Below are 13,344 nucleotides of genomic sequence, written 5' to 3'. Positions count from 1 at the left end.
AATTGGCAAAGGAAAATGAGTAAAAGAGACAGATATATTGTTTATTTATTATTCATTGCAAAATAGGACAAATATGGTACTATATTATGAATATTTAAAAAGCAGAAAAGGTAAAAGCAAAAGTAATAGACTCTCTACGGAACAAAAAATAAAAAATTAAAAGTTTTTATCAGCACTAGATAAAGTAAATAAATAAAGTAAATAAAGTTTTTGTGAGAGAGCAGAGGATTGATAAAAAATTAAGATGTTAAAAATTAGTCGACTAGCTGATTATGCCACGATAATAATGACCATTTTAGCTTCTAAACAAGAACGCTTTAGTGCGGCACAAATTGCACGGGCGATACCTCTCTCAATGGCTACTGTAAGTAAAGTATTAAAGCTTTTGAATGAAAGTAAGTTAGTTAATTCTGAACGAGGTGTTAATGGGGGGTATCAATTGGCACGATCACCGGAAAGGATTAGTATAGCCGACATTATTACTGCCATTGATGGTAAGCCGGCAATGACCGAATGCAGCCGAGCTGAGAATCGATGTGAACATGATACTGTTTGTAGATTACGTAATAATTGGCAACTTATTAATGAGTTGGTATTTGAAGTGTTAGATAGTTTAAATCTTGTAGAGATAAAAAAACCTCTAATTAAAAGACGAATCAGCACTTTTCAATGCGATCACTTCCAGTGTAGTGACGTTCCCCGTGAGTGTGGGCATGGCACTCCTCTGTTAACGGTTAGAATTTGAGGAAAATAATGACAAATGAAAAAATCATGAGGAATGAAAATTATTTACAGAAAGTTGTTAATAAAACTTATGAACATGGTTTTACTACAGATATTGAAACGGATGTTATCTCGCCTGGATTAAACGAAGAGGTAATTAGGATTATTTCAGCCAAAAAGAATGAACCTAATTTTCTGTTAGAGTGGCGACTACGTGCCTATCGCCATTGGTTGACTCTGGAATCGCCACAATGGGCTCATTTACGTATCGAGCCTATTGATTATCAAGCTATTAGTTATTATGCGGCACCAAAATTAGAAAAGAAATTTAAAAGCTTAGAGGAAATTGATCCTAAATTACTCGAAACCTACAATAAATTAGGTATCCCTTTGCATGAGCAACAGCGACTGGCTGGTGTTGCTGTAGATGCAGTTTTTGATAGTATCTCGGTAGCAACAACATTTAAAGAAAAATTAGCTGAGTCAGGGGTAATTTTTTGTTCGTTTTCGGAAGTAGTACAAAAACATCCCGATTTAGTAGAAAAATATTTAGGCAGTGTTGTTCCTTATCGTGATAATTTTTTTGCGACCTTAAACTCTGCTGTTTTTAGCGATGGTTCATTTGTGTACGTTCCGCAAGGGGTTCGTTGCCCTATGGAATTATCAACTTATTTTCGCATTAATGCAGCTAATACGGGGCAATTTGAGCGAACGTTAATTATCGCTGATGAAGGAAGCTATGTAAGTTATTTGGAAGGTTGTACTGCTCCACAGCGGGACGAAAACCAATTACATGCTGCCGTAGTCGAATTAGTAGCTTTAGCTAATGCCGAGATAAGGTATTCTACCGTACAAAACTGGTACCCAGGAGATAAAAATGGGCAAGGGGGAATTTATAATTTTGTGACAAAACGGGGTACATGTCGCGGAAATAATTCTAAAATTTCTTGGACACAAATTGAAACAGGATCTGCAATTACTTGGAAGTATCCTAGTGTTATTTTACGAGGTGATAATTCCGTTGGAGAGTTCTATTCTGTGGCTCTGACGAATAATTTTCAGCAAGCTGATACAGGTACGAAAATGGTCCATATCGGTAAAAATACCCGGAGTACAATTATTTCTAAAGGAATTACCGCCGGATATGGGCAAAATAGTTACCGTGGTTTGGTGCGTGTAGGACCAATTTCTGAAAATGCTCGTAATTATAGCCAATGCGATTCTTTATTGTTTGGAAGTCATTGTGGCGCTCATACCTTTCCTTATATTGAAGTAAAAAATCCTACGGCCCGTATTGAGCATGAAGCTACGACCTCTAAAATTGGAGAGGATCAATTATTTTATTGTCGTCAACGTGGTATTACTGAAGAAGATGCTATATCAATGATTATAAATGGTTTTTGTAAACAAGTTTTTCAAAAATTGCCAATGGAATTTGCTGTTGAAGCACAAAAATTGATGGAAGTTAGTTTGGAAGGAGCTGTAGCATAATTGAAGATTAATCATTTAAAAAAGAGATATTGATGCTAATAATAAAAAATTTACATGTGAATATAAATAATATTCAGATTCTCCGGGGAGTAGATTTAGTTGTGCGTGCTGGTGAAGTTCACGCCATTATGGGACCTAATGGTTCTGGTAAAAGTACCTTAGCGTCTGTATTGGCTGGTCACGATAATTGTGCTATTTCAGAGGGTGAAGTCACCTATTTTAGTAAAAATTTACTAGAACTATCACCTGAGGATCGTGCTGTAGCAGGTGTATTTTTGGCATTTCAATATCCTGTGGAAATCCCTGGTGTGAATAATCTCTATTTTTTAAAAACAGCTGTTAATAGAATCCGAAAAAAACGTGGTGAACCAGAATTAGATCCACTAGATATAATGACTTTAGTTCATGAAAAATTAGCCTTAGTTGACATGGAAGATAAATTTTTAAAAAGATCTGTTAATGAAGGATTTTCCGGGGGGGAGAAAAAACGTAATGAAATTTTGCAAATGCTAATCCTCAAACCTTATCTTGCCATTTTAGATGAAATAGATTCGGGGCTTGATATAGATGCCCTACAAATGGTTGCAAAAGGGGTTAATAGTTTACGTAACTCTAAACGAGCCATTTTATTGATTACACATTATCAGCGTCTTTTAAACTATATTCATCCAGATTTTGTGCATGTTTTGATTGACGGTCGTATCGCGGTATCGGGTGATCTCTCGATAGCTTATGAGCTTGAAAAGAAAGGGTATGGTTGGTTATGAGAGTGTTTAGTGAAGGCTGGTCAGAGGCTCGTTTAAAGAAATTGCAAAATCAAAACCGCAATTCGTTGCAGAGATGGCAACGTAAACAATTAAAAAAGTTTTTATTAACAGGATTTCCCAATTCTAAAATAGAAAATTGGAAATATACGGACATTACTCCAATTACTTCTCAAACTTTTTCATTTGAAGAAATTAGCGATTGTGATATAACCCATTTTATTATGGAAGATACCCATCGAATAGTATTTATTAACGGACATTTTGCACCTACTGTATCAAATTTGATGCAACTACCGGCTGAAATTCAATTAACTTCGTTAAAAGCAGTGCTAAAAGAAAATCAAAAAGAAATTATAAGTGAGATCAGGAGGTATCAAACTTCTTTTTCATTGTTAAATGATAGTCTTTTTCAAGATGGTATGTTTCTTCATGTACCAAAAAATTACCAGCTTGAAAAACCCATTCATCTATTGTACTTGATGAAGCCAAATTTTCCATTTGCTATGACCCAAGCACGTCATTTAATTTTTATTGAAGAAAATGCTAATGTTACTCTTTTAGAAGAGTATCAGTGGGTCAATTCCACAACTTATTTTAATAATATCGTAACTCAAATAAATGTTGGAGCTTCTGCTAATTTAATTTTTTATAAATTGCAGGGAGAAAATAATAATTCTTTTCATATTGCAAATACTCAAATCTCTCAAGCGCGAAACAGTCAAGTGATTTCCTGTCATGTTTCATTAGGAGGAGCGCTAGCACGTGAAGATTTGAATTATGCATTAAAAGGGCATAATGCTTCGTGTCAGTTATTAGGATTGTATCACTTGAAAGGTGGAAGGCATATTGATAATCACACTCGTATCGATCATGATGTTTCTGGATGCGTGAGTCAACAAATTTATAAGGGTGTGATTAGTGATAAGTCTCGGGCTGTGTTTAATGGAAAAATTTTTGTCCATCCAGAAGCTAAGAAAACAATTGCGCATCAAATCAATAAAAATTTAGTATTTTCAAATGAAGCTGAAGTTAATACTAAACCGGAGCTTGAGATTTATAATGATGATGTAAAGTGTACTCACGGAGCTACAGTAGGCCAGTTAAATGATGAAGCTCTATTTTATTTGTGTAGTCGCGGTATTGACCGTTCTGAAGCTGAGCATTTACTCGCTTGTGCATTTGCTAGTGAAATTACAGAACAATTGCCTCATAAGTTTATTGCCAAGCGAATTTATCAAAAAATTATTAAATGTTTAGCGCTGTTAAATTACTCTGGAGATTCTCATGATTCATTCACTTGAATCTTTACGTAATGATTTTCCCTTTTTAAAGGGGCAAATTCAGGGGAAATCGTTAGTATATTTGGATTCTGGAGCGACGGCACAAAAGCCTAAGATAGTAATTGATGCTATGAGTCATTATTATTCTAATGAAAATGCTAATGTACACCGAGGAATATATACTATTAGTGAGAGGGCAACGACTGCGTATGAAAATACGCGTAAAAAAATTAAAGCGTTTATTAATGCTGCACATACACATGAAATTATTTTTACTCGAGGAACAACAGAGTCGATTAATTTAGTTGCTTCTAGCTTTGGCTCTCTACAAGTTGAACAGGGGGATGAAGTTGTGATTTCAGCAATGGAGCATCATTCCAATATTGTACCTTGGCAATTATTATGTGAGAGAGTGGAGGCAAAGTTAAAAATAATTCCGGTTGATGATAATGGTATTTTAAATTTAGATGAATATCAAAAACTCTTAACAGAAAACACTAAAATTGTAGGACTAATTCATGTTTCTAATGTCTTAGGCACAGTTAATCCTGTTAAGGAAATGATTGATTTAGCCCATCAGAAAAATATTCCTGTTTTATTAGATGGTGCGCAAGCGATTCCTCATATGGTTGTGGATGTTCAAAATTTAGATTGCGATTTTTATACCTTTTCCGGACATAAATTATATGGCCCTACGGGGATTGGTGTTCTTTATGGAAAGACTAATCTATTAGAGAAGATGCCCCCCTATCAAGGGGGTGGGGATATGATTCACCGAGTCACCTTTGAAAAAACAGAATACAGCGTGTTACCTTATAAATTTGAAGCAGGTACTCCTCATATAGCTGGTGTTATTGGGCTAGGAACAGCCATTGATTACCTTATGAAGATTGGTTTTGAAAAAATTTATGCTCATGAAAACGCTTTATTAAATTATGTAATGCAAAAATTAAATCACATTTCTGGGTTAAAAATTATAGGTAATGCACCAAATAAAATTGGTGTAATTTCTTTTACTATGGAACAAGCTCATCCACATGATATTGCGACGATTTTAGATCATGAGGGGATTGCTATCCGAGCTGGGCATCATTGTGCAATGCCTTTAATGGAGCGGTTTAAGTTAGCTGCAACGGCACGAATTACGTTCGGTCTCTATAATACATTTGAGGATATTGATCGCTTGATTGATGGTTTAGTTTCTGTTAATCAAATATTTAGTAAAAGTTCTTTAGTAGATTAATTAAGAATGAATGATTTGCGGGATTTATATCAAGAATTAATTATCGATCACAGTCGAAATCCACGACATTTTGGTTATTTAGCAGATTCCACACACATACATGATGGCTATAATCCTCTATGTGGTGATCGATTAACGGTATATTGTCGCGAAGAAGAAGGTGTCATAAAAGAAATAACTTTTGAAGGGAGTGGTTGTGCGATATCTATTGCTTCGGCTTCATTAATGATGGAGGTCTTAAAAGGCAAAACCCTCGAGCAAAGTAAAATTTTATTTTCTCAATTTCATGCTTTAGTGACTGGGAACTCTGCTAACGTAGAGAGATTCGGAAAATTAGCTGCTTTAGCTGGTGTTGCTAAATTTCCTACCCGGGTGAAATGCGCTACTTTATGTTGGCACACTATGCTTGCCGCTCTGCATGATTAGATTGATTGAATTGTCCGTGAGGAGAGAATCATGAATAATGTGAAGATTATTGAATTAACAGAGGCTGCTTATAAACACCTTAAATCTTTAATACATAAACGTAATAAAAAAGGACAATTTCGTTTATCGGTGAAAAAAACAGGCTGCTCAGGCTACATGTACCAGTCGGAGATTGTAGAAAGACCGCAAGAGACTGATCTCTCTCTCAAAACTATGTTGGGATTAACTGTTTTAATTGATATTCATGCTGTGCCTCTCCTTAAGGGTACAATACTGGACTATGTAAAAAAAGATTTTGGGCAATATCAATTACATTTTAATAATCCCAATGCGATTGGTGCTTGTGGTTGTGGAGAAAGTTTTTACTTAAGAGAAGACTCTTATTTAAAAGAAGAAAGAGAAGACAAAGACGTATATGATAATAAGTAATGAACATAAAAAAGAAATTGTTGTACTAAGTCGCGATACAACCGCAATATTGGTGCCGTCGGGGATGCCTATTAGAGTTTTACAAGGAACCGAGGTGACTGTAGTACAGAATTCGGGTGACACGTTTACGGTAAATATTTTTGGGAATTTAGTCCGAATTGAAGGGAAGGATGCCGATGCTTTAGGAAAAGCAATTCAAACTCCTTTGAATAATTTGCCATCTGATGCCACTATTAAAGATAAAGTATGGGCCCAACTCAGTATGGTCTTTGATCCAGAAATTCCGGTCAATATTGTAGAATTAGGATTGGTATACGCTTGTGATATTGAGCAATTGGAAGAAGGTACTTTTCGTGTAGTTATTGAAATGACCTTAACAGCACCTGGGTGTGGTATGGGATTAGTATTAGTGGAAGATGTTAAACGTAAAATTTTAGCTATTCCTGAGGTAAGTGATACGGCAGTAGAAATTGTCTTTGATCCTCCGTGGAACCGAGAAATGCTCTCTGATGTTGCTAAATTGCAATTAGGAGTTTTCAATTAGTAATTGAAATAGAGTAAGTAGTAATAAGCGACTTCATATAAGAATGACTCACAGTAAACGTTGGCTCCAGGAACACAAAACAGATCTTTATGTAAAGCTTGCAAAAAAAGCAGGGTATCCTTCACGAGCAGCTTTTAAGCTCTTGGAGATAAATAAAAAATATAAACTTTTTAGTTTGGGGATGGCTGTAGTCGATTTAGGAGCAGCTCCGGGAGGGTGGTCACACGTAGCTAAAGAGCTTGTGGGATCCACAGGATTGGTTGTAGCTTTTGATCTCTTGCCCATGCAACCAATTTCAGGCGTTGAATTTATCCGGGGAGATCTCAATGAATCGGAAATGTTTCATCAGTTGAATACGCTAATTCATAAAAAAACTAAAGAAGGACTAGTAGACCTTGTTATTTCGGATATGGCCCCCAATATTTCAGGTATGAAGAGTATTGATCAACCAAAATCCTTGCATTTGGTTGAGTTAGCATGGAATTGTGCTCAAAAATTTTTGATAATAAATGGAGGATTCTTGGCTAAAGTTTTGCAAGGATTTGGTGTTGATGTTTTTTTAACTAATTTACGTCCCTATTTTAAGCATGTCAAACTCCTCAAACCGAGTGCTTCACGAGCTAGATCCAGTGAAATTTATATACTCGCTACCGAATTTCTTGGCTATAATTAGAAAATATGTATAAAAACGAGGTAAAACCTTGAATAATATTATTAAAAATTTACTGCTTTGGTTAGTGATTGCAGTAATCCTTATCACAGTTTTCAGTAATTTTGGTGCAAAACAAAGCGATATTCAGCCCTATAGTTATTCGCAATTTCTCCAAGCAGTTAATGCTAGTAAAGTTAACAGTGTGATTATCCAGGGTCATGAGATTAAAGGAATAACTAAAGATAACAAGCATTTTACGACCTATTTGCCTATGGAAGATCAGGCTCTACTTAATCAATTAATGGCTAAAAACGTGAATATAAAAGGTGAGCCTCCAAAACAACAAAGTATGTTTTTACATATTCTTATTAGTTGGCTACCCTTCCTCATTTTGATTGTTGTATGGATTTTATTTATGAGGCAGATGCAAGGTGGAGGTCGTGGTGGCGGTCCTATGTCATTTGGTCGTAGTAAAGCTCGTCTACTCAATCAAGATCAAGTTAAAATAACTTTTAATGATGTCGCTGGTGTAGAAGAGGCAAAAGAAGAAGTCAAAGAGTTAGTAGACTTCTTGCGCGATCCTGGTAAATTTCAGCGTTTAGGGGGAAAAATGCCCTGTGGTGTATTGCTAGTCGGTCCTCCGGGAACCGGTAAAACCCTTCTAGCTAAAGCGGTAGCTGGTGAAGCCAAAGTACCGTTCTTTACTATTTCGGGTTCCGATTTTGTTGAAATGTTTGTTGGTGTAGGTGCCTCCCGCGTTCGTGACATGTTTGATCAAGCTAAGAAGCAAGCGCCTTGTATTATTTTTATTGATGAAATCGATGCCGTAGGGCGTCACCGTGGTGCTGGTTTAGGTGGTGGTCACGATGAACGAGAGCAAACCCTTAATCAACTCTTAGTGGAAATGGATGGTTTTGAAGGCAAAGAGGGTATTATTGTCATGGCCGCCACTAATCGACCTGATGTACTTGATCCCGCTTTATTACGGCCAGGACGTTTTGACCGCCAAGTAGTGGTTCCTTTGCCAGACATTAAGGGACGTGAACATATTCTCCAAGTTCACATGAGTAAATTACCGTTGGCGTCTGATGTTAAAGCTTCTGTCATTGCTCGAGGCACCCCAGGGTTTTCTGGGGCTGATTTAGCCAACACTGTCAACGAAGCTGCTTTATTTGCGGCGCGTGAAAACAAGAAAGACGTTGGAATGGCTGAATTTGAGCGTGCAAAAGATAAAATTATGATGGGAGCCGAACGACGCTCGATGGTAATGAGTGATGAAGAAAAGAAACTGACGGCTTATCATGAAGCAGGTCATGCCATTGTGGGATTGCATATGGCTGAGCACGATCCCGTTTATAAAGTTACGATTATTCCGCGAGGTCGGGCGTTAGGAGTGACAATGTTCTTACCGGAACAAGATCGGTATAGTATGAGTAAACGTCGTTTAGAATGCCAATTAGCGGGATTGTTTGGTGGGCGAATTGCTGAAGAACTTATTTTTGGTGAAGAACTAGTGACTACAGGTGCATCTAACGACATTGAAAAAGCTACTGAGATTGCCCGTAATATGGTAACAAAATGGGGATTGTCGAGCAAACTAGGTCCCTTAACTTATCGGGAAGAAGAAGGAGAAGTGTTTCTCGGACGTTCTGTGACTCAGCGTAAAGATATTTCTGATGCAACCAGTAAAGAAATTGATTCTGAAGTCCGTCGTATTATTGATATGGCTTATGAGACGGCAAAGAAAACCCTGCAAGAACATATGGATCAGCTTTACCTAATGGCTAATGCATTAATTAAATATGAAACTATTGATGAGGTTCAAATTAAAGAAATTTTATTGAGAAAAGAGCCTTCTCCACCAACTGGATGGAAAGAAGATGATGGGGGTACTTCTTCAGAAAGTACAAAAAAAAATTTATCTTTCCAAGATGCTGAATCTAAACCTTTACCCTTAGATTCAGGGAAAATTTGTCCTATAGAAGATGCTCAGCCGCTATAATATTCTCCTCATTGTATTATTACCTCGTTTATCTTATCCCGTGAAGGAGATAGGTTTATGTAAGGAGAGAACTTGATGTCAGAAGTAAAGTTTCATTTGCAGTTAAGGGGAAAGCGAAAAATCATCTTTTCTGAGCCTGCTATTATGGGAGTTATTAATGTTTCTCCTAATTCTTTTTATAATCCACATTTCGATTTAAATTCTACTTTCCAGACAGCGGAAAAAATGGTTCGTGAGGGAGCTGATATATTGGATATTGGTGGTGAGGCTACGAACCCTTTTGTGAATATTGATACGGATTCCCCCTCTCTTCAGATGGAACTTGATCGATTGATACCCACCATCGAAGCAATAAAAAAACGTTTTAATATTTTAATTTCTGTCGATACAAGTCGACCTCAAATTATGTGTGAAGCGATAAATGCGGGAGCGGATATTATTAATGACCAACGGGCTTTGCAGGTAGAAGGCGCCTTAATAGCCGTAACAGAATTAAAAACTCCTGTATGCCTAATGCATTTTCCTACTTCGAAGCGAAAACCAGGTTCAACTTCGTGCGTCCATCTTTTAAAAACTATAAAGCGGGACTTGAAAACTGTTGTAGACCGTTGTAAAAGCCAGGGGCTTTCTCGGAATCAAATAATTATTGATCCTGGCTTTGGTCAAGGTCATTATAGAAAAAATCTGAAAGAAAATTTTTATATATTAAACCACTTATCTGAATTTTTATCTTTAGGATTACCGGTTTTATCAGGATGGTCACGAAAATCGATGATTGGTGAGCTTTTAAATCAATCATCGGCACACAGACGACTATTTGGCAGCATCGCTGCTGATGTATTAGCCGTCTATCAAGGTGCTTCTATCATTCGTACTCATGATGTTAAAGCCAGTCGAGAGGCGGTTCGTGTTGCTGCCTATGCTCGTGAGGTTAATCTCATTGAATAGGATGAAAAAATAGAGGGAATGGAAATGCAAAAAAAATATTTTGGAACTGATGGAATTCGAGGACAAGTTGGAAAATCGTTGATTAACGCTGAATTCATGCTGAAGCTCGGTTGGGCGGTAGGCAAAGTATTAGCAAACAGTCATTCAGCTACAGTTTTAATTGGGAAGGATACACGCATTTCAGGTTATATGATTGAATCGGCTTTACAAGCCGGATTATCTGCTGCCGGAGTTAACATTAAATTGACAGGACCTATGCCTACTCCTGCTATTGCGTATTTGACACATTCTGTTCGCGCTGATGCGGGAATTGTAATTAGTGCTTCACATAATAGCTATTCTGATAATGGAGTAAAATTTTTTAATAAAGATGGCTTTAAACTATCCGATGAGTTAGAGCTGACTATTGAGGATTATATCAATAAACCCATGCGTACGGTATCAGCTGACTGTTTAGGAAAAGCAGCGCGAATGAGCGAAGCTCATGGTCGTTATATTGAATTTTGTAAAAGCACGTTTCCTTCTGATTTATCTTTAAAAAAATTGAAAATTATTATCGATTGTGCTAATGGTGCTGTTTATTCTGTTGCACCCAGTATTTTTCATGAACTAGGTGCAGATGTAATTGTGATTGGTGATAAGCCTGATGGATTTAATATTAACCATGAATATGGAACTACTGATACTCAGAAACTTCAAGAGAGTGTTATTAAGTATAAAGCCGATATTGGCATAGCTTTCGATGGCGATGGAGATCGTTTGATTATGATCGATCATCAAGGTGTGAAAGTAGATGGAGACGAATTATTATGTATTATAGCTGTTAATCGCTACCATTTAAAAGAGAATTATCCTATGGGAGTAGTAGGTACCATAATGAGTAATTTAGGATTAGAGGAGGCATTAAAGCAGTATAATATTGCGTTTGAGCGTTCACCAGTGGGTGAACGTTATGTTTTAGAATTGATGCAACAGAAAGGGTGGTTATTGGGAGGTGAATCCTCCGGTCATATTGTCGATCTTGGTTTTACTACTACAGGAGATGGTATTATTACTGCTTTACAGATATTAAGAATTATGCAACAAACAAATAATTCTTTGGCAGAACTTAAAAAAGTCATGGTTAGGCATCCACAAATCTTAATTAACGTTCCTGTGAATAGGATGATTAATATGCAGGATCCAAGTATTGGAAAAGCAGTAGCAGAAGCGGAAAAACGATTAGATGGTAAAGGGCGTGTATTATTACGTCTTTCGGGGACGGAACCCGTACTTCGAGTGATGGTAGAAGGAAATAACGAAGAGATTATAAGAAAGACGGCCGAAATGTTAGTGATGGTAGTTAATCAATTGTTTTAAATAAATAAAATCAGATAAAAATTTTATTCGGAAAGCGGAGGATTGGTGAGACGGATTTTCGAAAGTTTATGAATTAATAAGTTATTTAGTAAATAACTCCCCCGCTAAATGTATTTAGTTTATCAATGATTGAAAAGCTTGGTCCCCAAGGTAAAGTTTTCCTCGTAAATAGCATACAGAATTTATTAATGATGCTCTGTTTGTAAGCTCATTATTTGTTTTTGTTTTTATCTAGATACGATTTTTTTCTGACTAGAAAGTACTGAGTTATGGTAGTAGAGGAGTTTGTATCGACTAGCAAAGATTTGGATAGGGTTTACTCCCTCAATAAGAAGTGTTTTTAGTGTGCAATTTGGTTTTCTTGTGATCTAACTCTAGTGGAGAAAAAATTTGGTTTTGTATTTGAGTCGCTGATCCTGTACAGGGAGGATTGTCGATTTAATTTTTTATTTAACAATGAACAATTTTTTAATTAATAAAATTAGTAAAATTTTATGTATCTTTTCTTGGGTGTAATTATCATTAATTAATTTAGAATTAAATCTTTATTTAGTGTAGCTTAGCTAGTATAGTTTAGCAAAGTTTATACATTGCTAAGGTTGTTATTATTTATAACGTTAAGTATCATTTTAGGTGTTACTAAGTTATTTTTCTAAGTAAACTGATACAAAGTTCTTTATATATAGAAAGAAGAGCAGTAATTTTATGTTAAAAATGTGAGCTTAGTACCTTTTAATGGGTGTAATTATCTCTTTTGTAGAATAATGTGTAGTAGTAAATTTTTCGTGACTCTTCATGATTCCAATTTAAATAAGTGAGAAGGAGAGCTCTCATCTCCGAACGACGTTCATTGTTAGATGTATTTTTTTATTATCATTACTTTAATTTGTGTATTGTTGTCGATCACTATGGTTTTAGCGAGGAAAGAAACTGGTTTGATCGCTGGTTATAGATGTAAACGTTTGATTTATTGTTAAATACTTTGTATTTAAATTCGATTGACTGGGTATTACATTAATCTTAATTATTAGTAGAACGGATGAAGGGTGAGATGAATACTTAGATTGGTTATCCACTCACGGTTTGCTATATGATTTAGAAGAGGCGCAAATAAATTTTATTTGTTATGTAAAAATCTCTTGGTCGTACTCTTAGTATTTTATTAATTTACACACACTGATTGTAACAGTGGTGGCATTATTTTTTTATTATTGCTGAGAAGTTATTAATGCTTGATATTAATTTGATTGCTCTAGCTTCGTAATAATATATGTTAATGTAAATTTTTATGTTTTTTATTGCTATTCGATTGCATTATAAAAAATTTCAACAACTTAAAGGTTTTGTAATTTCTAGAGAAAATTTGAGAATTAAGATGATTGTCTTAGCAGTTTTAATTAGCTTCATTACTATCTTAATTGTACGATTGATTCTATCCAATACTATTTCTTTGAACAGTATTTTTAGTATGAAATATTAT

13 protein-coding genes are annotated in these 13,344 nt (G+C 35.8%); all 13 read left to right on the top strand.

Annotated features, from left to right (window positions below; translation table 11 throughout):
* The first annotated feature begins 244 nt into the window (after positions 1-244).
* The gene (locus CLERM_RS01620; RefSeq protein ID WP_102156860.1) at positions 245-745 is read left to right on the top strand and encodes an SUF system Fe-S cluster assembly regulator; all 501 of its coding nucleotides are present in this window, start codon (positions 245-247) and stop codon (positions 743-745) included.
* A gap of 26 nt (positions 746-771) precedes the next feature.
* Positions 772-2,214, top strand: a complete 1,443-nt coding sequence (gene sufB / locus CLERM_RS01615) for a Fe-S cluster assembly protein SufB (RefSeq protein ID WP_102156861.1) — start codon at positions 772-774, stop codon at positions 2,212-2,214.
* A gap of 32 nt (positions 2,215-2,246) precedes the next feature.
* Positions 2,247-2,981 (top strand): Fe-S cluster assembly ATPase SufC, encoded by a 735-nt coding sequence (sufC, locus tag CLERM_RS01610; protein ID WP_102156859.1) that lies wholly within the window; start codon positions 2,247-2,249, stop codon positions 2,979-2,981.
* Positions 2,978-4,282: a Fe-S cluster assembly protein SufD gene (sufD, locus tag CLERM_RS01605; protein ID WP_102156858.1), complete on the top strand. Its 1,305-nt coding sequence runs from the start codon at positions 2,978-2,980 to the stop codon at positions 4,280-4,282. Before sufC ends, sufD begins: the two co-directional genes overlap by 4 nt.
* On the top strand, positions 4,266-5,504 hold the full coding sequence (locus CLERM_RS01600) for a cysteine desulfurase (protein WP_102156857.1): 1,239 nt from the start codon (positions 4,266-4,268) through the stop codon (positions 5,502-5,504). The genes sufD and CLERM_RS01600 overlap by 17 nt, the downstream gene beginning before the upstream one ends.
* A gap of 6 nt (positions 5,505-5,510) precedes the next feature.
* On the top strand, positions 5,511-5,930 hold the full coding sequence (gene sufU / locus CLERM_RS01595; protein ID WP_102156856.1) for a Fe-S cluster assembly sulfur transfer protein SufU: 420 nt from the start codon (positions 5,511-5,513) through the stop codon (positions 5,928-5,930).
* A gap of 30 nt (positions 5,931-5,960) precedes the next feature.
* Entirely contained in the window at positions 5,961-6,359 is a 399-nt protein-coding gene (locus tag CLERM_RS01590) for an iron-sulfur cluster assembly accessory protein (RefSeq protein ID WP_102156855.1), read from the top strand.
* A complete protein-coding gene (gene sufT, locus CLERM_RS01585; protein ID WP_102156854.1) occupies positions 6,346-6,903 on the top strand; it encodes a putative Fe-S cluster assembly protein SufT in 558 nt (185 codons plus the stop codon). Before CLERM_RS01590 ends, sufT begins: the two co-directional genes overlap by 14 nt.
* Before the next feature lie 43 nt (positions 6,904-6,946).
* Positions 6,947-7,576, top strand: a complete 630-nt coding sequence (locus CLERM_RS01580; RefSeq protein WP_102156853.1) for an RlmE family RNA methyltransferase — start codon at positions 6,947-6,949, stop codon at positions 7,574-7,576.
* A gap of 28 nt (positions 7,577-7,604) precedes the next feature.
* A complete protein-coding gene (gene ftsH / locus CLERM_RS01575; RefSeq protein ID WP_145996292.1) occupies positions 7,605-9,557 on the top strand; it encodes an ATP-dependent zinc metalloprotease FtsH in 1,953 nt (650 codons plus the stop codon).
* 75 nt (positions 9,558-9,632) lie between these two features.
* The gene (gene folP, locus CLERM_RS01570; RefSeq protein WP_102156852.1) at positions 9,633-10,505 is read left to right on the top strand and encodes a dihydropteroate synthase; all 873 of its coding nucleotides are present in this window, start codon (positions 9,633-9,635) and stop codon (positions 10,503-10,505) included.
* A 24-nt stretch (positions 10,506-10,529) separates the two neighbouring features.
* A complete protein-coding gene (gene glmM, locus CLERM_RS01565; RefSeq protein WP_102156851.1) occupies positions 10,530-11,864 on the top strand; it encodes a phosphoglucosamine mutase in 1,335 nt (444 codons plus the stop codon).
* 1,288 nt (positions 11,865-13,152) lie between these two features.
* Positions 13,153-13,344, top strand: a 192-nt coding sequence (locus CLERM_RS03995) for a hypothetical protein (RefSeq protein WP_206602229.1), incomplete at its 3' end; no start/stop codon positions are given.

The organism is Coxiella-like endosymbiont (genome assembly GCF_002871095.1).
In the GTDB taxonomy this organism is placed as follows: Bacteria; Pseudomonadota; Gammaproteobacteria; order Coxiellales; family Coxiellaceae; genus Coxiella.
This window is presented reverse-complemented; position numbering and strand designations above follow the sequence as displayed.